Source organism: Cohnella sp. AR92 (assembly GCF_003990975.1).
Classification (GTDB): Bacteria; Bacillota; Bacilli; order Paenibacillales; family Paenibacillaceae; genus Cohnella.
The window spans coordinates 230,942-255,529 of the sequence record NZ_RZJR01000002.1 but is presented as its reverse complement, the minus strand read 5'-3'; the positions used below and the strand labels follow the sequence as shown (position 1 = coordinate 255,529).

21 protein-coding genes are annotated in these 24,588 nt (G+C 60.7%); 19 read left to right on the top strand and 2 right to left on the bottom strand.

Features of this window, described 5'->3' with window-relative positions; all coding sequences use genetic code 11:
* Positions 1-69 precede the first annotated feature (69 nt).
* Complete coding sequence (gene deoC / locus ELR57_RS28570; protein ID WP_126957332.1) at positions 70-1,215, top strand: deoxyribose-phosphate aldolase; 1,146 nt, start codon at positions 70-72, stop codon at positions 1,213-1,215.
* 156 nt (positions 1,216-1,371) lie between these two features.
* On the opposite strand, the gene ELR57_RS03560 is transcribed toward deoC, so the two are convergent.
* Positions 1,372-2,373, bottom strand: coding sequence for a Na/Pi cotransporter family protein (locus tag ELR57_RS03560; protein ID WP_126957330.1), 1,002 nt, complete (start codon positions 2,371-2,373; stop codon positions 1,372-1,374).
* A gap of 484 nt (positions 2,374-2,857) precedes the next feature.
* Between ELR57_RS03560 and ELR57_RS03555 the strand changes: the two genes are divergently transcribed.
* The gene (locus ELR57_RS03555) at positions 2,858-4,345 is read left to right on the top strand and encodes a class I SAM-dependent rRNA methyltransferase (RefSeq protein WP_126957328.1); all 1,488 of its coding nucleotides are present in this window, start codon (positions 2,858-2,860) and stop codon (positions 4,343-4,345) included.
* 138 nt (positions 4,346-4,483) lie between these two features.
* Positions 4,484-4,702, top strand: coding sequence for a hypothetical protein (locus ELR57_RS03550; protein WP_126957326.1), 219 nt, complete (start codon positions 4,484-4,486; stop codon positions 4,700-4,702).
* 58 nt (positions 4,703-4,760) lie between these two features.
* On the opposite strand, the gene ELR57_RS03545 is transcribed toward ELR57_RS03550, so the two are convergent.
* The gene (locus tag ELR57_RS03545) at positions 4,761-5,075 is read right to left on the bottom strand and encodes a hypothetical protein (RefSeq protein WP_126957324.1); all 315 of its coding nucleotides are present in this window, start codon (positions 5,073-5,075) and stop codon (positions 4,761-4,763) included.
* 203 nt (positions 5,076-5,278) lie between these two features.
* Here ELR57_RS03545 and addB point away from each other — a divergent pair, with 203 nt between their 5' ends.
* From addB to ELR57_RS03470, 16 genes are all read left to right on the top strand, one after another.
* Positions 5,279-8,791: a helicase-exonuclease AddAB subunit AddB gene (addB, locus tag ELR57_RS03540; protein WP_126957322.1), complete on the top strand. Its 3,513-nt coding sequence runs from the start codon at positions 5,279-5,281 to the stop codon at positions 8,789-8,791.
* The gene (locus ELR57_RS03535) at positions 8,788-12,828 is read left to right on the top strand and encodes a UvrD-helicase domain-containing protein (RefSeq protein ID WP_126957320.1); all 4,041 of its coding nucleotides are present in this window, start codon (positions 8,788-8,790) and stop codon (positions 12,826-12,828) included. Before addB ends, ELR57_RS03535 begins: the two co-directional genes overlap by 4 nt.
* Before the next feature lie 122 nt (positions 12,829-12,950).
* Positions 12,951-13,547 (top strand): hypothetical protein, encoded by a 597-nt coding sequence (locus tag ELR57_RS03530; RefSeq protein ID WP_126957318.1) that lies wholly within the window; start codon positions 12,951-12,953, stop codon positions 13,545-13,547.
* Between the two features lie 81 nt (positions 13,548-13,628).
* On the top strand, positions 13,629-13,970 hold the full coding sequence (locus ELR57_RS03525) for a histidine triad nucleotide-binding protein (protein WP_126957317.1): 342 nt from the start codon (positions 13,629-13,631) through the stop codon (positions 13,968-13,970).
* Between the two features lie 180 nt (positions 13,971-14,150).
* Entirely contained in the window at positions 14,151-14,324 is a 174-nt protein-coding gene (gene rpsU, locus ELR57_RS03520; protein WP_080840534.1) for a 30S ribosomal protein S21, read from the top strand.
* Positions 14,325-14,338: 14 nt separating this feature from the next.
* Complete coding sequence (locus ELR57_RS03515) at positions 14,339-14,782, top strand: GatB/YqeY domain-containing protein (RefSeq protein WP_126957315.1); 444 nt, start codon at positions 14,339-14,341, stop codon at positions 14,780-14,782.
* 143 nt (positions 14,783-14,925) lie between these two features.
* Positions 14,926-16,350, top strand: coding sequence for an NfeD family protein (locus ELR57_RS03510; protein ID WP_238162387.1), 1,425 nt, complete (start codon positions 14,926-14,928; stop codon positions 16,348-16,350).
* Between the two features lie 59 nt (positions 16,351-16,409).
* Positions 16,410-17,399: a flotillin-like protein FloA gene (gene floA, locus ELR57_RS03505; protein WP_126957311.1), complete on the top strand. Its 990-nt coding sequence runs from the start codon at positions 16,410-16,412 to the stop codon at positions 17,397-17,399.
* A gap of 5 nt (positions 17,400-17,404) precedes the next feature.
* Positions 17,405-18,016, top strand: a complete 612-nt coding sequence (locus tag ELR57_RS03500; RefSeq protein ID WP_126957309.1) for a hypothetical protein — start codon at positions 17,405-17,407, stop codon at positions 18,014-18,016.
* A gap of 605 nt (positions 18,017-18,621) precedes the next feature.
* Entirely contained in the window at positions 18,622-18,918 is a 297-nt protein-coding gene (gene yqfC, locus ELR57_RS03495) for a sporulation protein YqfC (protein ID WP_126957306.1), read from the top strand.
* Positions 18,919-18,928: 10 nt separating this feature from the next.
* Complete coding sequence (locus tag ELR57_RS27785; protein ID WP_158629919.1) at positions 18,929-19,105, top strand: hypothetical protein; 177 nt, start codon at positions 18,929-18,931, stop codon at positions 19,103-19,105.
* 23 nt (positions 19,106-19,128) lie between these two features.
* A complete protein-coding gene (gene yqfD, locus ELR57_RS03490) occupies positions 19,129-20,346 on the top strand; it encodes a sporulation protein YqfD (RefSeq protein WP_158629918.1) in 1,218 nt (405 codons plus the stop codon).
* A gap of 6 nt (positions 20,347-20,352) precedes the next feature.
* Positions 20,353-21,318, top strand: a complete 966-nt coding sequence (locus ELR57_RS03485) for a PhoH family protein (protein WP_126957302.1) — start codon at positions 20,353-20,355, stop codon at positions 21,316-21,318.
* Positions 21,319-21,343: 25 nt separating this feature from the next.
* Entirely contained in the window at positions 21,344-23,626 is a 2,283-nt protein-coding gene (locus ELR57_RS03480) for an HD family phosphohydrolase (protein ID WP_126957300.1), read from the top strand.
* Positions 23,623-24,168: an rRNA maturation RNase YbeY gene (gene ybeY / locus ELR57_RS03475; RefSeq protein WP_126957298.1), complete on the top strand. Its 546-nt coding sequence runs from the start codon at positions 23,623-23,625 to the stop codon at positions 24,166-24,168. The genes ELR57_RS03480 and ybeY overlap by 4 nt, the downstream gene beginning before the upstream one ends.
* The gene (locus ELR57_RS03470) at positions 24,165-24,548 is read left to right on the top strand and encodes a diacylglycerol kinase family protein (RefSeq protein ID WP_238162386.1); all 384 of its coding nucleotides are present in this window, start codon (positions 24,165-24,167) and stop codon (positions 24,546-24,548) included. Before ybeY ends, ELR57_RS03470 begins: the two co-directional genes overlap by 4 nt.
* The last annotated feature ends 40 nt before the right edge of the window (positions 24,549-24,588 follow it).

The following is a 24,588-nucleotide window of genomic DNA, read 5'->3' as shown; positions in this document are numbered from 1 at the left end:
GAAGATGCTGAATAAAGCTCCGTGCGGGATGGAATCTTTCTGCTGTCTACCGATCGGAGGAGAGAGCCGGTGAAGGAGATATCGGCGGGCGGCGTCGTCTACCGCAAACGGGACGGGAAGCTGGAATTGCAGCTGATCCGGGACCGATTCGGCAAGATTACGCTGGCGAAGGGCAAGCTGGAAGCAAGGGAAACCGAGCGGCAGGCGGCGCTTCGCGAAGTGCAGGAAGAGACGGGCATTCAGGGGAAGATCGTGGCCCCGTTGTCCGTCATTCGCTATGAATACGAATCTTCCGAACGGGTGACCGTTCAGAAGGAAGTCCATTATTACTTGGTCGAGGCGGAAGCGGGAACGCTCCATGCCCAGGAAGAGGAGATCTCGGGCGTCGACTGGTTCAGTCCCCAGGAGAGCTGGCAGCTCCAGCTGGCGGAGGGCTACGAGACGAATGAAGAGGTGCTCCGCCTGGCGCTGGAGAAACTTGGAGTCGGTGTCGCCGGCGATTCGCGCGGGGAGGTTTCGGGCCGATTCCCGATCTGGACGCCGGGCATGCCGCTGGCGCCCTTCATTGACCATACGCTGCTCAAGGCGGAGGCGAACTCGGCGGAGTTCTCCAAGCTGTGCGAGGAAGCGCTGCAATACGGCTTCTACAGCGTCTGCGTCAACGGCCGCTGGGTCCGGCAGTGCCGCGAGCAGCTCAGCGGGACGAACGTGAAGGTCTGCTCGGTCGTCGGCTTCCCGCTGGGAGCGGGCGCGACGCGCGCGAAAGCGTTCGAAGCGGCTGCGGCGGTCGAGGACGGGGCGTCGGAGATCGACATGGTGCTGGCCGTCGGGAAGCTGCTGGAAGCGGATATGGCCTCGGTAGAGCGCGATATATCGGCGGTCGTGCAAGCCGTTCAAGGGGGCGCGCTCGTGAAGGTGATTCTCGAGACGGGCCTGCTGAACGACGAGCTGAAGCGCGAAGCGTGCCGGATCGCCGAAGCCGCCGGAGCGGATTACGTGAAGACGTCGACGGGCTTCGGGCCCGGCGGGGCGACCGCGGACGATATCCGCCTCATGAGGGGGAGCGTCTCCTCCCGCTTGGGCGTGAAGGCTTCGGGCGGCATTCGGGACGCGGCCAAGGCGCGCCAGATGCTTCTGGCCGGAGCCAGCCGGCTCGGTACCAGCTCGGGAGCGGCGATCGTTACCGGCGCCGCGAGCGAGTCGGAAGGCTATTGAAGCCGATAAGGGATGAGGCGGCGTCGAGCCTGGAGATAGGGAGTCGGTAACGGGGGATCGCACGAACGGGATGTCGCACGGACGGGATACCCTACTAAAGGGATATCACACTAACGGGCTGTTTCCATATTCCACCGTCCCCTTATTTGTTTTATATCAGGCGGCAGGCGGCCTTTGGCTCGATTTGCCGGAGCGGGATTGCGCATAGCGGTACATAAGCTGGGCGAAAGGCAGAACGATCAGCGAGCAGGCGACGTTGAAGATTGTCTGGCCGTGGGCGATCTGCGCCGCCGGGTCGCCGGGGGCGAGCCGGGCGGAGACCTCCAACAGCTCCTTCATGAACGGATAGAAGACGGCCGCTCCCGTGATGTTAAGGGCGATCTGGGCTAGGGCGACGAAGCGGCCGCCTCGGCCGCCTCCGAGAGAAGCGAGCAGGCCCGTGAAGCACGTCCCGACGTTCGCGCCAAGCACGATTGCTATTCCCGTCTCGGGAGTGAGCGCGCCGGTGTTCGCCAGCCCCATCGACATGCCGATGACGGCGGCGCTGGAATGAACCGCCGCGGTCAGCGCGGCTCCGCCCAGCACGCCCCAGAGCGGCTCGGCTTCCGCTTTGGCTGTTAGCCGAAGGAACGTATCGCTGCGAAGAAGCTCCGGGCCGATGGACTGCAGGACGGCGAAGCCGATCAGCAGCAGGCCGAACCCGGCCAACGCGGCGGCGCCGAAGCGCAACGGGCCGATCCAGCGTCTCGGCAACCGAGGAAGCAGCTCTAGTTCGCCGGCCAGAGCCGTCCATACCCAGATCGCGAGAGCGGCGAGCAGCACGGGCAATCCGTAGTCGTGCAGGCGGAGACTCATCAGCTCGGTCGTGAAGCACGTCCCGACGTTCGTGCCGAGGATAATGCCGAGCGTATTGCCAAGCGGCAGCAGTCCGGCATTCACGAGCCCGATCGAGAGAACGGTCACGGCCGTTCCGCTCTGCAGCATGGCCGAGGCGACCGTTCCCGTGACGAAGCCCTTCAGCGGCGTCGATGTCGTGCGGCCCAGCACTTCCGGAAGCCGGCTTCCCGCCCACTGGCGCAGCGCGGATTCCATCAGCTTCATCCCGAACAGCAGCAGCGCGAGCCCGAACGTGGAGGCGACGACGATATTCATAAGCATGAGGCGGCAAGCTCCTTTCTAAGTGCATCGCGTTCGCGAGATTTACTAAGCAACTTCGCCCTTGGGCCTCCTCGGGCGCCCTCAGGAGCTTCCCAATACTTCGATTTTCTACGCCGGAAGCAGGAAGGGGCAAGATAGTCGTAGAAATCGACTAACTCCCTGCCCGAAGGCAGGAACAGGGGCGGGATAGTCGAAGAAATCGACTAACTCCCTGCCCGAAGGCAGGAACAGGGGCGAGATAGTCGAAGAAATCGACTAACTCCCTGCCCGAAGGCAGGAACAGGGGCGAAATAGTCGAAGAAATCGACTAACTCCCTGTCCTTAGGCAGGAACGAGAACGAATTAGTCGAAAACATCGACTAACGCTCGCTTACATAAGTCAAATCGATGCACCACAGGATGCGTTCCGGCATGTCCGGATCGTTTTATCCAGAAATATATGAGCAGAACGGACAAGTCATGATACGAAAGGTGGGAGCTAGCCATGGCGAGCTCTAATCAAGCACAGAATCAAGCACAAGATCAAGCTCCGAATCAAGCTCCGAATCAAGCTCCGAATCAATCACAAGATCAAGCATCGAATCAACCGTCGACCCCGGCGCTGTCCCAGGCGCGCGTCGTCCTGAACCGTTCCCGCCGTCCGCGGCTGGAGCAGGGTCATCCCTGGATCTATGCCAACGAGATCGACCGGACGGAAGGCGAACCGGCTCCGGGCAGCCTCGTCGAGGTGTACGATCACAAGAATCATTACCTGGCGACGGGATACTGGAATCCGTCCTCCCAGATCACGGTAAGAGTCGTATCCTATCAGCCGCTTCAGAAGATGGACGCCGGCTGGTTCAAGATGAAGTTCGAGCAGTGCGCGGCTTACCGGGCACGATTCGTCGGTTCCGAGAAGTCGTGCCGGGTCGTATACGGCGAAGCGGACTTCCTCCCCGGTCTCGTCGTCGATCGCTTCGAGGATGTCCTGGTCGTTCAGGTGCTGACGCTCGGTATGGATGTCGCGAGGGAGGAGTGGCTTCCGGCGCTGATCGAAGCGTTCAAGCCGCAAGGAGTCTACGAGCGCAGCGATGTCGGCGTGCGGACGCTGGAAGGCTTGGAGGAACGCACGGGCGTCCTTTACGGCGAATGCCCGCGTTTGATCGTGATCGAGGAGAACGGGCTGAAGGTGGAGGTCGACATCGAAGGCGGCCAGAAAACCGGCTACTTCTTCGACCAGAGGGAGAACCGCGCCTCCATCGCTCCGCTGGTGAAGGGCTGGGGTTCGCGCAGCGGCATTAAGCTGGAGGAGAGGGAGACCGAGAACGGCGTCAGCCTCGTTCCCGTCAACTCGAAGGGCAACCCGGTCACTTTCCCTTATTGGGACGGGGCGACCGTTCTCGAATGCTTCGCCCATACGGGCAGCTTCACGCTGCATGCGTGCAAATACGGCGCCAAGAAGGTCACTTGCCTCGACGTATCGGCGCATGCCATCGAGACCGCGAAGCGGAATGCGGAGCGCAACGGCTTCACCGACCGCATCGAATTCGTAACGGCCGACGCGTTCGAGTATTTGCGCCAGCAAGTCAGTGGCAAGGAGGAACGCCAAGCGAGAAGCGGCGGCAAGGCGGATACGTCCAAGCCCCTTACGGGCGAGGCTAGAACGTGGGATATCGTCATTCTGGACCCTCCGGCTTTCGCCAAGACGAAGCGAGCGGTGCCGGGAGCGATTCGCGGCTACAAGGAGATCAATCTCCAGGCGCTGAAGCTGATCAACGAAGGCGGCTACCTGGTAACGGCTAGCTGCTCCTACCATGTTCGGCCGGATCTGTTCATGGAGACGATCCTCGACGCGGCGGCGGATGCCGGCAAGACGCTGCGCTGCATCGAGTGGCGCGGAGCGGGCAAGGACCATCCGCATCTGGGCGGCGTAGAAGAAGGCCACTACCTGAAATTCGGCATTTTCGAAGTGAGAAGCCGTAAGAATATTTAACAATTATGGATGGAAAAAGCGGCACCGCGCGATTTGTCGACAATTGTTAGGAAAATGTTAGTGCCAAAACCTGTAACTTTCTTAATGACTCTCTTGTAGTCTTGTATCAATGGATACAACAGCCAAGGGGGAATTAAGATGACGGACATTTTGCATTTCGGCCAGCGCACGGTGCCGTTGTTGAATAGAGCCAAACGCTTCGAGAGCCGCAAGCTCCTTCAACAACGCATGAAAGAAATGACGCTCGACCTGGAGTTCAGGCGCAAGTGGAAAACCGTGACGAACGTCGAGCTGTGGTCGGACGCGGCGATCTTCAAATTCTCGGACGGAACGAAGTTTTATCTGAACATTTCTTAAGCGGATCGGCATCGGGCCAAAGGCGGGCGCATAGAGCGTCCGCTTTTTTTGATGCGAGTTATTTCGAAGAGGGGCCTGCAAGCTCATCGATAAACCTCTCCAAATCCTTCTCTTCGAATGCAAGCGGGGCTGGGCTTTCGCTTGGAAGATCTAGTACTTTCTCGAAATGGGTTACGCCGTTTAGCCATTTAAGAATGTTCCGGGTTTCTCCCGCTGTCGCTTCCCTTCCATCTACTCCGCTCCCCCAGAGCTTGACCTTCGACACATCCCCCTTCGAGATGGGAAGGAAGGACAATTCCTTTTGAATATCGTCTGCTTGATGACATCCCGTTAAAACCAGAAACAGAATGAGAAAAGGCGCTATTCTTTTCAATCAAACGCTTCCCTTCCATATGGGATGGCTCTTAGCGCAATTATTTGTTACGCTCGTGCCCCTGGTTTATAAATAACGTAACCATCCATGAGAATGTTGCCGATAGGAGCATTTGCCAAAATAAACGAACGTGCGTGCGTATTCGGTTGTTTGTGATACAATAGGAGCAGCTATTTTGAGGAGACCGGGAGGTAGAGTGATAGATGACGCTTCGGCTGATAACGGGACGTTCGGGAAGCGGCAAGACGCGGTTCGTTCTCGACGAGATCCGCGCGCAATTGAAGAAGAGCCCGGAAGGGCCGCCTCTCCTTCTGATCGTTCCCGAGCAAGCGACGTTCCAGGCGGAATCGGCCATGGCGACGACCGAGGGACTAAGTGGCTTCATGCGAGTTCAGGTGCTGAGCTTTCGCCGGCTGGCTTTTCGCGTCATGCAGGAGACCGGAGGACTCGCGAATATCTCTATCAACGAGAATGGCAAAGCGATGCTTATCCATAAGGCCCTGCAGCACCGCAAGCCGGAGCTGAGGCTGTTCCGCGGGGGAGCGTCGGCGAACGGGCTGGTGTCCAAGCTCGGCGAGCTGTTCACGGAATGGAAGAGATACGGGAACGACAGCAACCGCCTGCAGGAATCGGCCGAAAGCGCGGGCCGCGGCGATTCTCCCCTGCTGGAGGACAAGCTTCACGACCTGACGATGCTGTACGAAGACGTGGAGAAAGAGCTGTCCGGCAAATGGATGGACGGAGAGGACGCGCTGGCGAGGCTGGTAGAAGGAGCCGCGAAGGCTCCCATGCTGGAAGAGGCCGAGGTATGGCTGGACGGCTTCCACGGCTTCACGGAGAACGAGTATGCGGTTATCGGCGCGCTGCTAGGGCGAACGAAGCGGGTATCCGCGGCCCTATGCCTTAATCGCCCATATGAAGCGGGAGAACGGCCCGGCGAGCTGGAGTTGTTCCATCCGACGGCGACGACGTCCGCTCGCCTGTGCGAGCTGGCGGCGCAATCGGGAATCGCGGTCGAACCGCCGGTCGTCTTGAATTCGCCCGTTCTGCCGCGTTTCGCGGGCAGCCCGGTGCTGGCTCATCTCGAGCTGAGCTACGAAGAGCGGCTGAAGTGGAGCGGAGACAGCCGGCTGCTCGGCCCGGATGGGGCGCTGTCGGTCCATGCGGCCGCGAACCGGCGGGCGGAAGCCGAGGCTGTCGCTCGGGACATGCTGAGGCGCCGAAGGTCCGGCGAATTCCGGTGGCGGGACATGGCGGTGTTCGTCCGCAATATCGAGGATTACGCGGACCTGCTGGGGCAGGTGTTCTCCGATTACGAGATTCCCTACTTCCTCGACGGCAAGGCGGCGTCCGCCCATCATCCGCTCGTCGAATTCGTGCGCTCCGCGCTGGAGACCGTCCTGTCGGGCTGGAAGTCCGATCCCTTGTTCCGCTGCGCGAAGACGGACCTTCTTCAGCAGGCAGGAGCAGGCGTCTCCCGCGAAGACGTGGATAAGCTCGAGAATTACGCGCTGGCAGCCGGCATCGAAGGCTGGCGCTGGCATGACGACCGGGTCTGGAGGCCGCTGGGCGGCTCCGACCTGGAAGAAGAGGACAACGGACGGGGAGCTGCCGGCTTGGAGCGCCTGATCGGGATTCGCGACGCGCTGCTCGGCCCGCTGCGCCGGATGGAGCAGCGGTTCAAGCAGGCGGCTTCGGTGACGGAGCTGTGCGCCGCGCTGTTCGAGCTGCTGGAGGAGACGGAGGCGGCCGATCGCTTGGAGCGTTGGAGCGCGGAAGACGAGGCGGCCGGCCAGCCGGGCAGAGCCCGTATGCATCGCCCGCTCTGGGACGGCGTCATGGATCTGCTCGACCAATTGGTCGAGATGATGGGCGACGAGAGCCCGGACCTTCCGCTGTTCGTCGGAATGGTGGACGCGGGGCTGGAGCAGCTCAAGCTGGGAGCGGTGCCCCCGGCTCTCGACGGCGTTCTGATCGGCAGTCCGGAGCGCACGCGCTCCGATCGGATCGCCGTGCTCTATCTGCTCGGCGTCAATGACGGGGTGATGCCCCAATCCATTCGCGAGAACGGGCTGCTCTCGGAGGAAGAGAGAGAGCAGTTAGGAGAAACGGGCGTCAAGATGGCCCCCGGAGCCAAGAGAAGGCTGCTGGACGAGAGATTCCTCACTTATTGGACGCTGACGACGCCGACCCGGCATCTATGGATCAGCTATCCGCTGGCGAACGAGGAAGGCCAAGGGCTGCATCCTTCGGAGATCATCCGCCATCTGAAGAAGCGGTTCCCCGGCTTGCCGGTCGGGGCGCTGACCGCCGAGCCGGCTCCCGGGGAAGAGGATGCCGCGCAGCTGGAGCATGCCGCCCACCCCGGCCGCTCGCTCACCTACCTGGTCGCCGCGCTACGGCACTGGCGGCAGGGTGGGGAGCTTGCGCAGGGCTGGTGGTCGGTGTACCGCTGGCTGCAGGAGCGTGACGAATGGCGTCCGAGACTCGGCAAGCTGGTCTCGTCGCTCCTCTACCGGAACGACGAGGAGCCGCTGACGAAGGAGACGAGCCGCCTGCTGTACGGCGATCGGCTGCTGGCGAGCGTGTCCCGGATGGAACGGTTCGTCTCTTGTCCGTTCCGGCACTTCTCCTCTCACGGGCTGCGGCTGCATGAGAGAAGGATGTACCGGGTCGACGCGCCCGACATCGGGCAGCTGTTCCACGCCGCGCTGCGCCAGACGACCGAGAAGCTGTTCGCGGAAGGGCCGGCGGCGCAGGACATGGCTCGCTGGCAGATCGAAGCGGCGGCCGCCGTCGAGCGGCTGCTGCCGAAGGTGCAATCGCAGATCCTGCTCTCCTCTCATCGGCATCAGGCGATGGCCCGCAAGCTGAGAGACATCGTCTCGAGAGCGTCCGCGATGTTGGGCGAGCAGGCGAAATGGTCGGCGTTCCGGCCCGTCGGGCTTGAGGTCGACTTCGGGCCGACGGGTCCGCTGCCGCCGCTCTCGCTGGAACTGGGAGACGGGCGTTGGATGGATATCGCCGGACGGATCGACCGCGTCGATGCGGCCGAATCCCCGGACGGCTTGCTGCTGCGCGTCATGGATTACAAGTCGGGAGCGGTGAAGCTGAAGCTCGACGAAGTCGCCTACGGGCTCTCCTTGCAGATGCTGACTTACCTGGACGTCGTCGTGACGCATGCCCCGCATTGGCTTGGGCTTAAGGCAAGCCCGGCGGGAGTGCTCTACTTCCATGTGCACAACCCGCTTATCCATACGCTTAACGGCATGTCCCGCGCCGACGCCGATCTCGCGATGAAGAAAGAGTTCCGCATGCAGGGCCTCGTGCTCGCCGACGGAGACGCCGTCTCGCTGATGGACGAATCCCTGTCGGACGGAGGGAAGTCTTCGATCGTCCCGGTCGAGTTCAAGAAGGACGGGAGCTTCTCCTCCCGTTCGCAGGTGGCCGACGAACGCCAGTGGGGAGTGCTGCGCCGATCCGTCCGGAAGAGCATCAAGACGATCGGCAAGCGCATCGTCGAAGGAGACGTCTCGATCGCTCCTTATCGCTTGGACAAGCGAAGTCCTTGCCAGATGTGCGAATTCCGGCCGGTCTGCCAATTCGACGGCCAAATGGAAGGCAATGCGCTCCGGCAGCTGCCGAAGCCGAGCGGCAAGGAGCAGGTATGGCAATGGCTTGAACAAAGCGGAGAAGAAGGAGGGACGGCGAGATGAGTCCGGCAACGGCTTCATTGGAAGCGACCTACAACAAACCGGCCGGCAGCCGCTGGACGGACGAGCAATGGGCGGCGATCGCGGCGGACGGGACGAACGTCCTCGTCGCGGCTGCGGCCGGTTCCGGCAAGACGGCCGTTCTCGTCGAGAGGATCATCTCCCGCATCGCGGACGAGGAGCGTCCGCTCGACGTGGACTCCCTTCTCGTGGCGACCTTTACCAAAGCGGCCGCCGCGGAGATGAAGGAGCGGATCCGGCTCGCCCTCGAGGAAGCGCTGGACCGGACCCCCGAGTCCGCGCACCTGAAGAGGCAGCTGGCGCTGCTGCCGCGGGCGTCGATCACGACGCTGCACTCGTTCTGCATGGAAGTGATCGAGAAGTATGCCCCGCTGATCGGACTCGATCCCGGCTTCCGCATCGCCAACGAGACGGAAGCCGAGCTGCTGCGCATGGACACGCTCGACGCGGTATTCGAAGAGCGGTACGAGCGGGAAGGAGAGAGCGGCCCGCTGGCCAGGCTGGCCGATCAGTTCGGCGGCGAGCGCAGCGACGAGCCGCTTCACGGCCTCGTGCTGGAGCTGCATGAGTTCGCGCGCAGCCATCCGTGGCCGGAATGGTGGCTTCGGGAGACGGCCGCTTCCTTCCGGATCGCGGATGCTTCCGAGCTAGCCTCCTCCGCTTGGGCCCGCAGCATGGCGCAGGCGGTCGAACAATCGCTCGAAGGGGCGTTCGCCTTGCTTCGAAGCGGACGCGACATCGCGGAGGGGCCGGCGGGACCGGCTCCCTACGCGGAGACGCTGGCCGGCGACATGGACATCGTGGCGGGCTTGCTGGAGACGGTACGGGGCTTGCCCTGGGAGCAATGGAATTCGGCCTTCGGCGCGGTCTCTTTCGGCCGGCTGAAGCCGTGCCGCGGCGACAGTTACGATCCGGTGCTTCAAGAACGGGTCAAGGCACTTCGGGACGAGGCGAAGAAGGCGATCACGAAGCTGGCGGACGAATGGTTCGTGCGAACGCCGGAGCAGTATGCCGAGGAGCTGCAATCGCTCGCTCCGGACATGGCGGAGCTCGCCGAGGTCATTATCGAATTCGGAAGCCGGTACGAAGCGGCGAAGAGGGAGAAAGGACTTCTCGACTTCGGGGACTTGGAGCATTACGCCTTGCGAGTGCTCCGAGGCGAGGAATCCACGCCGGAGCGCACGGTGCCTTCCGCGGCGGCGCTGGCTTATCGAGCGCGCTTCGCGGAGATTCTGCTGGACGAGTACCAGGACACGAACGAAGTGCAGGAAGCGATCGTCTCCTTGATCGCGAAGGAAGAGCCCGGCAACGTGTTCATGGTCGGCGACGTGAAGCAGAGCATCTACCGCTTCCGCCTCGCGGAGCCCGGGCTGTTCCTGGCGAAGTACAAGCGGTACGAGGTATGGACGGCAAGGACGGACAACGCTCCGGCTCCGGAACAGGCGAATGCTCCCGCCTCCGCATTCCCCGAAGCGATAGACCGAGAGAAGGAGCTCGGCGGGCTGCGAATCGACCTGGCGCGCAACTTCCGCAGCCGCACAAGGGTGGTCGACGCCGTCAATCACGTGTTCCGGCTCATCATGCGGGAGAAAGTCGCGGAGATGGATTACGACCGCCGGGCCGAGCTGATCTACGGCGAAGGGTATCCGCTGGAGGAACCGGAAGCGGAGAGCGGCGCGACCCGATCCGCTTCTCCGTATGCCGTCGAGATGATCCTGCTCCAATCCGGGAGCGCGGCTGGATCGGCAGGGTCGCCGGAGGAAGACGCGCCCGAATCGTCCCCCGCGGAAGCGGACTCCGAAGGAAGCGCCCAAACGGAGGAAGAGCTGGAGACCGTGCAGCTCGAAGCCCGCTGCATTGCGGCCGAGATCAAGCGATTGATGGGGCACGCGGGCGAGAAACCGTTCGCCGTCTACGACGGCAAGAACAAGCTGTACCGCCCGCTCGCCTACCGGGATATCGTCATCCTGCTTCGCGCCGCGACATCGCTTTCTCCGGCGATGCTGGAGGAACTGAAGGCGGCGGGAATTCCCGCTTACGCGGATCTGGCGACCGGATACTTCGCCGCGACGGAAGTGGATGTCATGCTCTCGTTGCTGCAGGTGATCGACAACCCGGATCAGGACATTCCGCTCGCCGGCGTGCTCCGTTCGCCGATCGTCGGCCTGTCCGCCGAGCTGCTGGCGCAGATCCGCATTCAAGAGCGCCGCGGCACGTTCTGGGCAGCGGTCAACGAGGCTGCGGCCGAATCGCTCGACGAACGGCTGAAGCAAGCGTTGGGCGATTTTCTGGGCTCCCTCGAGCGGTGGAGAAGCTTCGCCAGAAGAGAGGCGCTCGCCGACCTGCTCTGGCTGCTGTACCGCGAGACGGGCTATTACGACTTCGTCGGCGGGCTTCCCGGCGGCGTGCAGCGCCAGGCGAACCTGAGGGCCCTGATCGACAGGGCGCGGCAGTTCGAGCAGAGCTCCAGCTCGAGAGGCTTGTTCCGGTTCCTCCGATTCCTAGGAAGAATGCGCGACACCGGGGCCGATCTCGGCGCCGCGCGCGCGCTCGGGGAGCAAGAGGACGTCGTGCGGATCGTCTCGATCCACAAGAGCAAGGGGCTGGAATTCCCGGTCGTGTTCGTCGCCGGCTTGGGCCGCGGCTTCAACAAGCAGGACCTGAACGGGCTGTTCCTGAAGCACAAGAAGCTCGGCTTCGGTCCGAAGCGGGTGGAGCCCGAGACCCGCGTGACGTACCCGACCTTCCCGCAGCTCGCGATTCGCCGACGGCTTCAGGCGGAGATGCTCGCCGAGGAGATGCGTGTCCTTTACGTGGCGCTTACGCGGCCGAAGGAGAAGCTGATCCTGATCGGAACGGCCAAGGATGCCGAGAAAGAGCTGAACCGCTGGCGCGAGCTGGCCGAGGCTTCGGAGAATGGGCTGCCCGACCATGCGGTCGTCGCGGCGAACCGCTACCTCGACTGGCTTGGACCGGCGGCGACGATCGCGGCCGGCTCCTGGAAGCTTCCCGGCGGCGAGGAACCGAGCAGGGCGCCGGACCCATCGGAATGGAGCTGCCGGGTGCTGCCCGCAACGGACTTCATGAGGTCTCCGGAGCCGCCGCTGGCACCGGATGACGGCGAGGAATCCGCTTGGAATCTCGTTCTGGCGCTGAAGCCCGTCCCCATGGAGGCTTCCGAAGCGGGGGAACGAGCCTATGAAGCTCTATCTTGGGTCGACCCTCACCTGGAGGCGACGCAGCTTGCGGCCAAGACGTCGATCACGGCTCTCAAGCGGCAACGAGACGAGAGCGGGAGCAGCAGCAGGAATACCGGCGCAGAGATTCCCGACCCCTCTTCCGGCAAGCCGCTGGCAAGCGAGCCTGGAAGGGGAGTCGAGGCGGAAGAGGATGCTCTCCTGGAGCTGCGACTCAATCCGGACGAGCCGTCCGCGCAGGAAGCGATGGCGATGACCTACCGCCTTCGACGGCCCAAGTTCCTGTCCAACCGAACGCTTACTGCCGCGGAACGCGGCTCCGTCGTTCACCTTGTGCTGCAGCATCTGCCGGTCAAGATCGGAACGGATGCCGCGGATATCGAGCGTTTGCTGGCGGAGCTGGTCGAGAAGCGGATCATCACGACCGAGCAAAGCCAAGCCGTCGATGCGGAATCGATCGCCTCCTTCTGCCGTTCGCCGCTCTACGATCGGATGTGCCGGGCGGACAAGCTGTGGAGGGAAGTGCCGTTCAGCTACGGCCTTCCGGCTCGCGAGGCTTACCCGTCGGCCGGGGAAGGCGTACTCGGCGACACGGTGCTGATCCAGGGCGTCATCGACTGTCTTTTCCCCGAAGAAGACGGCCTTGTCCTGATCGATTACAAGACGGACAAGGTGTGGAACGGCTCCTGGGAAGAAGCGGCGGAGAAGCATCGGTTCCAGATCGAACGGTACGCGGAAGCGATCGGAGGCATTCTCGGACGGCCCGTCAAGGAAGGCTACGTCGTCTTCGTGGACGGCGGAGTCAGCGTTCGCGTCAGGTAAGCGTCCGGAACCTGTGCAAATCACGCGCGAAGACGGGTGGCACAACGGGCGGCGACGCGCTATAATCCTTACTAGCAAAAGTACCCAGCCGCTTCGGAGAGACGGCCCGGAAGGAGAACCACATGTCAGGCAAGAGAAGTTTAACCGTTCCTATTCTATTAATCGTGATAACCGGGCTCGCGATCCTGATCGTCCTGTTGTTGTCCAAGGTGCTGCTTAACAATCAATCCTCCGCGACCGACAAGGGGAAGCGGCTCGCGGAGCAATACGCTTCGTGCCAAGCGTTCGCGGATACGCTGGAGAGCACGGCCAAGGCGCTGGACTCAACGACGACGGCCGTGGAGCGGCTGCCTCTCATGGCGCAAGCGGGACAGCTCGTCTCCCTCGAAGACGGCTGCGCCGCCGCGCTGTCTACAAAAGCCGTGAACGCGGCTAACGATGAGGAACAGGCGAAGCAAGAGCTTCAAGCGCAGCTCGCTGTCCTCCAGTCTTCTCTGGCCGGCGTCGGCGTTCACGAAGGTCCGTTGACGGCGGAGGAGAAGGCGACTCTGGCCAAGCTGCAGGAAGGCGGCGCCGGCTTATCCGGCATCCTGAAGCAGTATTCGATTCCGACGGAGGACGACCGATATCGTCAGATGGCGGCCGGAGCCGAATGGACGAAGCCGGCGGCTGACGCGGCGCAGAAGCTTAAGTCGATTGCCGGATCGCTGTCCGCATAAGATCGTTGCAACGTTGGACTCGCTGCAGCCGCTGAGCTATGATAAGAGGGAAGGCATGGATTACCGATGGAGGTTAAGACGATGGATTGCATTTTCTGCAAAATCATTGAAGGATCGATTCCTTCCAGCAAAGTATACGAGGACGAATACGTGTACGCATTCAAGGACATCCAGCCGCAAGCTCCCGTCCATCTGCTCGTCATCCCGAAGAAGCACATTCCCTCGATGAACGAAGCGGAACCGGAGGACGCCGAACTGCTCGGGCGCGTTCTGCTGGCGGCCAAGAAAGTCGCGCAGGATGCGGGCCTTGCCGAGAACGGCTACCGTCTGATCAACAATATCGGCAGGGACAGCGGACAAGTGGTTTTCCACATTCACTTCCATGTGCTCGGCGGCGAGAAGCTGGGTCCTCTGAACGCTTGAATCGTCCTTCGCGAAGGGTCTTCGTCCCCGCGGGAATCGCTTCCTTGAGCGCTCGAACCTTATGCAGTTGAAGAAGAATGAAAAATGAAATGGGCGAAAGTTGACACCCCTACTTTCCTTCGCCTATAATGAAGTTTGATTACCGTGTGTTGTGGTCTGTTCCGGAGGGAGGGATAACTGGTGTCCGAAACAAAAGTTCGTAAAAATGAAACACTCGACGCTGCACTCCGCCGCTTCAAGCGTTCTATCGCCAAGGATGGCGTTCTCGCGGAACTGAAAAAACGCAAGCACTACGAGAAACCAAGCGTTAAGCGGAAGAAGAAGTCCGAAGCCGCACGCAAACGCAAGTTCTAGGAGGAATCCGCATCATGAGTCTCGCGGAACGTTTGAACGAAGACATGAAGCAGGCGATGAGAGCACAGGATAAATTCAGGCTCTCCACGATTCGAATGGTTCGTGCGGCGGTCAAGAATCAAGAAATCGATTTGCGCCGCCCGCTTGAGGATAACGAAGTGCTCGACATATTGAGCCGCGAAGTCAAACAACGCAAAGATTCCCTCCAGGAATTTCAGAAGGCCGGCCGTGATGATTTGGTCACCGACTTAGCCGCAGAAATCGACATTATCGCTCAATATCTTCCTCAGCAGCTCACCGAAGAAGAAATCAAAGCTATTGTTACGCAGACCATTCAAGAGACCGGTGCTTCTTCCAAGGCAGATATGGGGAAGTTGATGGGAGCGCTGATGCCGAAGGTGAAAGGACGCGCCGACGGCAAGCTTGTTAATCAGCTCGTCCAGCAATTTCTGCAGTGATTTCTCGAAAACAACGAAGCACTTCCTAGCGATAGGAAGTGCTTTTTCCATTTTATCCGCGTTGAATTGGTTGGAACCGTCAAGCGTCGGAGTCGTATTACTTTGTAAAGTTGGAAAAATTACATATGGAGGGAGGGGTGCGATTGTTACGGAAGAAAAGGTCGATCGTTGGCGAACCCGGTCGAGGAGGACTGAAAGCGCTTCTTCTTCCGCTGGCGCTTCTGATCCTGCTGCCTGTCTTCGGATGGGGCATGCAAGCGGCAAGCGCCGAGGAACAGGTCCCGCAGAAGCCTGCTCTGATCTCGTCGGATTCCGGCTCGGGCACCGTCTACATCGTTCCCGTCGAATCGACGATCGAGAGAGGCCTAGCCGCATTCCTGGATCGCGCGATTACCGAAGCGGAAGAAGCCAAAGCGGCGCTCCTGCTTCTTAAGATCGATACGCCGGGAGGAAGCCTGCAGAGCGCCGGAGAGATCGGAAGCCGGATCGCTTCCGCCAAGATTCCTACCGTCGCTTATGTCGAGGCGAAGGCGGCATCGGCAGGAGCCTATATCGCCTTGAACGCGGATCGGATCGTGATGACCCCGGGCTCCAGCATCGGAGCGGCGATGGTTGTCGACTCCGCGGGCGAGGCGGTGGAGAGTCCGAAGATCGTGTCGTTCTGGTCGAGCGAGATGCAATCCGCCGCGGAGAAGAACGGTCGCAAAGGGGAGATTGCGGTCGGCATGGTCGATCCGCATCTCGTCGTGGAGCTGAAGGAGCTTGGCCGGACGAAGGAGAGGGGGCAAATTCTGTCCCTTACGGCGAACGAGGCCCTTCAAGTGGGCTATTCGGATGCCGTGCTGAGCTCGACGGACGAAGCGATCCGCTGGGCGGGAATGGAGCATTGGTCAACGGTGGAGGTGAAGCCGACCATCGCCGAAAGGCTGTCGCGCTGGCTGACCTCGGACGGGATCTCCACGCTCCTTCTGATCATCGGTTTGGCCGGCATTTTCATCGAAGTGTTCGTTCCCGGATTCGGCGCGCCGGGCATCACGGGGCTCGTCGCCTTCGCCTTGTATTTCTTCGGACAATACATTGCGGGCTTCGCGGGTATCGAATCGATCGTTCTGTTCCTGTTAGGCATTCTGTTCCTCTTGCTGGAGATCTTCCTGCCGAGCTTCGGCATTCTCTTCGTTCTCGGAGTCGCCGGTATTGCGGGCGGAATCGGGATGGCCGCTTACGATACCGGGGATGCTCTGCAGTCGCTTGGAATCGCGGTATTGATCGCAGCCGTTATCGTGGCGGCGTTCGCGTATATTTTCCGCAAGAAGGGCATCTGGAACCGGTTCGTGCTTCGCGAGCAGCTGACGAAGGAAGAGGGGTTCGTTCCGAACGAAGGCCGCGAGGAATGGATCGGGAAGACGGGAGTGGCTCTCACTCCGCTGCGTCCGGCGGGAACGGCCGAAGTGGAAGGGACGCGGCTTGACGTCGTCAGCTTCGGCGATTACATCGAGACCGGCACCCGGATCCGGGTGATGGCTACGGACGGAACGAGAATCGTGGTCCAAAAGGATTCGGCGGAGTAATTCGGTTATGGAGTAACGAAGGTTATCGAGTACGGAAATAGAAAATTCGGAGGGATTCGATGGACTGGAACGTAGAACTGCTTATCATTATCGCGATCGCGCTTATTCTCTTTACCGTATTCCTGAGCTTCTTCCCGATTATGCTGTGGATTTCGGCTTTGGCGTCGGGAGTGCGAATCAGCATCATCACGCTTGTGGCCATGAGACTTAGACGAGTCATTCCTTCGCGGATCGTGAATCCGCTGATCAAAGCGACCAAAGCGGGACTGGGACTGTCCATTAACCAATTGGAAAGCCACTTCCTTGCCGGCGGCAACGTGGATCGGGTCGTAAACGCGCTGATCGCGGCGCAGAGAGCGAATATTCCGCTGGTGTTCGAACGTGCCGCGGCGATCGACCTGGCCGGGCGCGACGTGCTGCAAGCGGTGCAGATGAGCGTCAACCCGCGGGTCATCGAGACTCCGGTCGTGTCGGCCGTGGCGAAGGACGGCATCGAAGTGAAGGTCAAGGCTCGCGTAACGGTGCGCGCCAATATCGACCGGCTTGTCGGCGGCGCCGGAGAAGAAACGATCATCGCCCGCGTCGGCGAAGGGATCGTCAGCACGAACGGTTCGGCGAACTCCCATAAGGACGTGCTCGAGAATCCGGACCTGATCTCCCGCACGGTTCTGGCCAAGGGGCTTGATGCCGGAACGGCGTTCGAGATTCTGTCGATCGATATCATGGACGTAGACATCGGCAAGAACATCGGCGCGAATCTGCAGACGGAGCAAGCCGAAGCCGACAAGCGCATCGCCCAGGCGAAAGCCGAAGAACGACGCGCGATGGCCGTTGCCCAAGAGCAGGAGATGAAGGCTCGCGTCGTCGAGATGAGGGCGAAGGTCGTCGAAGCCGAATCGGAAGTGCCGCTGGCGATGGCGGAAGCGCTCAAGGGCGGCAATCTGGGCGTCATGGATTACATGAACCTCAAGAACATCGAGGCGGATACCCAGATGAGAGGCTCGATCGGCAAGTCCGACCCGGCCCGCGGTGACGGCAAAGAAGGCTGATTGCGATGGAGAAGCTGATCTCGTTTCTGCTGAGCAACTTCTATTTCGTGATCGTGGTCGTCGGCTTGCTTTACGGCATGTTTTTCCGCAAAGGCTCCGGAGAAAGCAAACGCCCGAATCAGATGCCGGATTTCGGAGGCGGGCAGGAACGGCGGAGATACCCGCAGACGCCTTCCCCGCGACCGCGCGGGCCAGGAGAAGCTCGGCCCGGCCATCGGCCGCAGTCGGCTCGCCCCGCTCGCGAGGAGCCGCGATACGGTCTTCCCGGCCAGCCCGCGCCTGCTGAACGGCCGGCAGCTCAGGCGGCTAAGCAGACGGCGGGGCAGGAGGCAGCGCGGCCGTCCGCATCTTCCCCTGAAGGAGCTTATCCAGCCGCAGGCGGAATGCTGGACGCATATGGCGAACCTGCGAATGCGGATAGGCAGCCGGTAGGCGCTGAGCCAAGCGCATATGATATCATGCAGCCGGCAGCCGCAGGCGGCGCTGCCGCGCCCGCAGGCCCCGTCTACGCCGCTGCCTCGGGAGAGCTGAATCCGACGCGCGAAGACCTCGCTAGGGCGATCGTCTGGTCCGAGATCCTCGGACCGCCGCGCGCCCGCAAGCCTTTTCGGAGATAAGCAAGCTTGATAAGGTGTTTCCCATTTGAACAGAGCTTTGTCACGAAGCTCTGTTTTTTTGCGTTTGTTAAACGAATACCCATGTAGATGCAGATGAGTAACCGCGACTCAACTGATGCGACGAAAGGCGCGATGAGGGACCCAGGTGCGTAGAAATTACTCAGATGGGCGGGTACACGGACGGATGATGGGCGCAGGTGAGCAACCGCGACTCAACTGATGCGACGAAAGGCGCGAGGAGGGACCCAGGTGCGTAAAAATTACTCAGATTGGTGCATACACGGACGGATGATGGGCGCAGGTGAGCAACCGCGACTCAACTGAAGCGACGATAAGCGCGAGGAGGGATCCAGGTGCGTAGAAATTACTCAGATGGGCGGGTACACGGACGGATGATGGGCGCAGGTGAGCAACCGCGACTCAACTGAAGCGACGACAGGCGCGAGGAGGGACCCAGGTGCGTAGAAATTAATTAGAAAGGTTTGTGCGAGCCGTAGTGGGAAAAGACGTAAGTTGACTCCCTGAACCTCTATTTCCGCCTGCCTGCCGGAGCATGATCCGGAATAACGCCGCATAAAGTGTAAGGTAAAGGAGGGAGGCGCGTCATGCCGCGAGTTGTCCGCAAGCTGCGCAATTGGACCGCGCGCATCCTCGACTTACCGCAGGACGTCGTGCTGGACTTGCCGCGGATCACGATGATCGGCGGGCTCCAGCTGACCGTGGAGAACCACCGGGGCGTTCTCCATTTCTCCTCCGAATCCTTGCTTCTGGCGATGGAGAAGGGGGAGCTGGAAGTGACCGGCAACGAGCTGGTGATCCGCAACATCGGCGCCGAAGAAGTTTTTGTAGAAGGGCGAATTACCGGCGTCAAGCTCAATGCGGGCAGCGGCAAGTCTCCATAAGGGAGTTTACATGACGGAACCTCGGCCAAGAAGCATGCGGCAGGTTGAAGAGTCCAGCGCCGGAAGCGCCCGCTTGCCGGCTTGTTCGCTTCTCGCCGGGCGGACATGGATTCCGGGCGGCTACGGAGGCTGCCGGACGGCCTTGCGGCCGAAGTCCGCCGCGTTATCGGACAAGCTCCTAACCTGATCTCGATAAAGGATGTGGGAACGATGAAAGGCAGCTGGTTCCAATATGTGAAAGGCTTCGTTCGCGTCAAGCTGACCAAGGGAGACGCCGAACAATTCTTGAACGAGGCGCTTAAAAATCGGCTGGAGCTGTGGAACTTGTCCTTCGCGGCGGAACGCAAGCTGGTCTTCTATGTCGCGATCCCGGACTATTTCCGTCTTCGTCCGCTTCTGCGCGCCGTCAAAGGCCGAACCCGCATCCTGGAGCGGCACGGGCTGCCCTTCCAGATGGCGCGCCTCTCTAGGCGCAAGACGTTCGCGTTCGGCATGCTGGGCTTCGTTCTGGCGCTTTATCTGATGTCCACGCTGATCTGGGACGTTAAGGCCGAAGGGACGGCAACCATCACGAAGGAACAGATCCTGGCCGCGGCGCGAGCGGAAGGGGTCCGTCCTTTTCAATGGTCGTTCCGGCTGCCGGATACGTCCGATCTGGCCGGCCGCATCGCCCAGCGGCTGCCCAACGCGACTTGGGTAGGCGTCGAGAAGCAAGGCACCAGGCTGGGCATCACGGTCATCGAATCGACTCGCCCGGAGCCTTCGAAGCTGCAGGGACCTCGCGATCTGATCGCGAGCGCGGATGCCGTCATCACGCGGATCGTCGCCGAGAACGGGCGTCCCAAGGTGAAGCGGAACGATCGGGTGCGCAAGGGCGACGTGTTGATCTCCGGCATCGTCGGCGAAGGAGAACGCACGCAGACCGTCATCTCCAAAGGGGAGGTTCGCGGCTTGGTGTGGTATGAATACAAGATCGCGTCTCCGCTCGAAAGGGAAGTGAAGGCTTATACCGGCGAGGAGATTACGAGAAAATACTGGCTAATCGGCAACCGGGCGCTCCAGGTAACCGGGTACAAGGCTCCGACCTACGAACTATCCGATACCCGCGCGGAATACAAGAGGCTGAAGCTGTGGCGGTGGACGCTGCCGCTGGGGAACGGCGTCGAGAAAGAGAAGGAAGTCGTCATACAGCGCGAAAGCATGACCGAGGCCGAGGCGAAGAGCGCGGGACTGGCGCAAGCGAGGCAGGAGCTGCTGGCGAAGTGCGGCGAAGGAGCGGTCATAAAGGCCGAAAAACTTTTGCATGAACAAACGGAGAATGGTAAAGTGGTGATAAATGTTCTATTCGAGGTGGAACAATCCATCGCCCTCGAACGTCCAATAATCCAATACAACGTACCACCGACGTCTATCGAGCAGGGGGAATGAGGCTTTTTGTCGGACACCAAGCAAATCATCGCGATTCCACTCCGCAATACGGCGGAAGGGCTGGCTCTATTCGGTCCTCAGGACAAGTTCCTGCGGCTCATTCAAGAGGAATCCGAGTCGCTTATTCATTCTAGAGAAGCGGAGATCGTGATCGAAGGTCCTGAATCGGAGGTCCGGTCGCTTCAGCAGCTGTTCGACACCCTCCTTCAGCTCATCCGAACGGGCCTTCCGATCGGCGAGCGGGATGTCAGGTATGCTTATGAGCTCGCTCGCGAGATGAAGGCGGACGAGCTGCTCTCCCTATACGGCGGAGAGATCACCTCAACGTTCAAAGGCAAGCCGATCAGCCCCAAGACGCTAGGCCAGCGCCACTACGTAACGACGATCCGCAAGAAGGACATCGTCTTCGGCATCGGTCCGGCGGGCACTGGGAAGACCTACCTGGCCGTCGTATCGGCGGTCGCCTCGCTCAAGGCAGGCAAGGTGAAGCGCATCCTGCTCACCCGTCCCGCCGTCGAGGCCGGCGAGAATCTGGGCTTCCTTCCCGGCGATCTTCAGGAGAAGGTCGACCCTTATCTGAGGCCGCTGTACGACGCGCTTAACGACGTGCTCGGAGCGGACGGGGTCGCGAAGTCGATGGAACGGGGCTTGATCGAGATCGCTCCTCTCGCCTACATGCGCGGCAGAACGCTCGACGACTCGTTCGTCATTCTCGACGAGGCGCAGAACACGACGCCCGAGCAGATGAAGATGTTCCTGACCCGGCTGGGCTACGGCTCGCACATGGTCATTACCGGCGACGTGACGCAGATCGACCTGCCCAAGGGCAAGAAGTCCGGCCTGATCGAGGCGCAGCGCATTCTCCGCGACATTCCGGAGATCGGCATCGTGACCTTCTCCGAGCAGGACGTCGTCAGACACCCGCTCGTTCAGAAGATTATTCTCGCCTACAATGAGGATCAGCAAGAATAACACGCGTAAAGGAGAGGAACGCCGGATGAATCGGAAACGAAACGGCCCGGCGGGCACACCGTCATCCTTTTCGGCAGGGGGCTGGAAACACAGCGGAGCAGTGAGAATCATCTTGCTGCTTCTGTTCGTGTTGCTTTTTTATCTAAGCCTGTCTCCTCGCCTTGTCCCGGAGACTTACGATATCGCCCTGGGCAGCAAGAGCGAGAACGAGATCAAGGCGCCGCATCAAATCATCGACGAGAAAGCTACGCTGGAAGCGCAGGAGAAAGCGGCGGAGAAGGTCGATTCCGTCTACTCCACCGTTGCCCTTCATAACGAACTGCTTATCGACGAGATCCTCGTCCGGATCGACCAGTTGAATCAGGACGACCAGGTCACGACGCAGGACAAGGTCGACATCTATCGCAGGACGATTCCGGAGAGGCTGGGAGAGTATATCTCCAGCTTCATCCAGTCGAATTCGAACCAAGGCATGTATTCGGCGAACCTGCTTGACGAGATGAAGTCCGTCGTTACCGAACAGCAATACAGCATTCCGGAAGAAACGTTCTACAAGATTCCGAAGCTGACCTCCGAGCAGATCTCCGAGATGCGCACGGTAAGCCGGCAGATCGTCCGCAAGGTATCGGGGGAAACGATCGCCGACGCGGAGACGGCCCGCATCACCGTTCCGGAGCTCGTCAACGCCAGCTCGCTCTCCGAACGGGCGGAACGGGAGATCGTGCAGGAGCTTGCCCGCTTCGTCATCACTCCGAACCGGTTCTACGACAAGGACGCCACCGAAGAGGCGAAGGTACAGGCGAAGCAGAACACGCCGGCCGTCGTCATCAAGCAAGGCGATCCGATCGTCAAGGTCGGAGAGGTGATCACCCAGGACCTGTACGACCGGCTGAACAGCTTAGGCCTGCTCAAGGAAGAGAAGAATTACCTGCCGCAGCTTGGCGTGCTCCTGCTTGCGCTTCTCTTCGTTTCCGCACTGGCAGGCTATCAGGAGTTCATGGCATCGCTGGCTCCATCGGCGGCGTCCTCGACCTCCTCGTACAAACGCAATAATGTCCAGTGGATGATGCTGCTGCTTATTTTCGCGTTGAATCTGCTTATGATGCATCTTGTCGCGCTTGCGCACAGCGAGAGATGGCCGTACATCGCTTATCTGGCGCCCGTCGCCCTTGGCAGCATGCTGGTGACGCTGCTTCTGGACATGCACTTGGGAATCGTCAGCGCGATCCTGTTCTCCTGCCTGTCGAGCATTATTCTGAACGTGGGACAAGAGTCGGTGTTCGACTTCCATTACGGATTCGTGACGGCGGTCGTCTCGTTCGCAGCGGTGCTTGCGATTCATCGCGCCAGCCAGAGATCCTCGATCCTGAAGGCGGGAGTGATGGCCGGCTTGTTCGGTTCCATCGCCGTCGTCGCCCTGCAGCTCGTGGAGTCCGATGTCGAGCAGGGACAGATGCTTCAGACGGTCGGCTTCATGCTCGTCAGCGGGTTGCTTACCGCGGTGCTAGTCATCGGCCTGATGCCGTTCTTCGAGCTAAGCTTCGGCATTCTGTCGGCGCTCAAGCTCGTCGAGCTGTCGAACCCGAACCATCCGCTGCTCCGCAAGCTTCTGACGGAGACGCCCGGCACGTATCACCACAGCCTGATGGTCGGGAACCTGTCCGAGGCGGCGGCGGAGTCCGTCGGCGCGAACGGCTTGCTGTGCCGGGTCGGCTCGTTCTATCATGATGTCGGCAAGACGAAGCGTCCCATGTACTTCATCGAGAATCAGAACGGCGGGGCGAACCCGCATGATAAGCTGGACCCGAAGGTAAGCGCCTCGATCATCATCGCCCATGCGAAGGACGGGGCGGAGATGCTGCGGCAGCACAAGATTCCGAAGCCGATTCGCGACATTGCCGAGCAGCACCACGGCACGACTTTCCTTAAATTTTTCTACTTCAAGGCCGTCAAGCAGGCGGAAGCCGAAGGAGTGGAGAATCAATGGACAGAGGACGACTTCCGTTATCCCGGACCGAAAGCCCAGTCCAAGGAAGCGGCGATCGTCGGCATCGCCGACAGCGTCGAGGCGGCCGTCCGGTCGCTGGATCACCCGACGGTGGAGCAGGTGGAGAACATCATCGCCAAGATCATCAAGGATCGGCTGGACGATCAGCAATTCAATGAATGCGATCTGACCATTCGCGAGATGGATAAGATAGCGGAGACGCTTAAAGAGACGGTGATCGGGATGTTCCATTCGCGGATCGAATATCCGGACGACAAAGCGCTCAAAACTCGCCATGAAGCAAAGGAGCAACGGGCATGACCTTAACCTTGGAATGGTACGATGAGAGAGAACAGGAGCAGGACGCGAAGGAAGCCGGCTGGACGGAGCTGCTGGAGCGGCTGCTTCGGCTGGCGGGAGAGGCCGAGGGCGTGGAGTCGGGGGTCGTCTCGCTTACGCTGACCGATAACGAAGGCATTCGCGAGCTGAATCGCGAGCATCGCGGGCTCGACAAGCCGACCGACGTGCTCTCTTTCCCGATGAGAGAGCCGGGCGGAAGCGACCCGGAGATTCATTACGACGACGAATACGAGACGGTAGAGGACGAGCTCGACGGAGACGACGGCCTGGAAGCGGACGGCTTCGACCCGTTCGCGGAGATGCTGGGCGATATCGTCATCTCGGTGCCGAGAATGTACGAGCAAGCGGAGGAGTACGGCCACAGTCCCGAGCGAGAGCTGGGCTTCCTGTTCGTGCACGGCTTCCTGCATCTGATGGGTTATGACCATATGACCGAAGAAGAAGAGAAGACGATGATCGCCAAGCAGGAGGCGGTCTTGTCGAAAGCGGGGTTGTCCCGTTGAACGGGAGACGCAAGTGGAATCAGAGCGAGAAAGATTCGTTTCGGCATTCCATCGAGGGAATCGCCTATACGATGAAGAACGAATTCCATATGCGCGTTCACGCGATCGCCACGGTCATCCTTATCCTTCTTGCGATCGCGCTGAAGCTGCCGCCGGAGGATTGCCTCTGGCTGCTGTCCGCCGCGGCGGCGGTATGGGTGACGGAGCTGATCAACACCGCGATCGAGCGGACGGTCGACCTGGCATCGCCGGATTCGAACGAGCTGGCGAAGATCGCGAAGGACACCGCCGCCGGCGCGGTGCTGGTCTCTTCCGTCTATGCCGTGGCGATCGGAGTCATCGTTCTCGGTCCTTCGCTCTGGGAGAAGCTGTTCGGTTAATGGAATTAAATTACATAAGTAATCAGGAAGCGGATGGAGT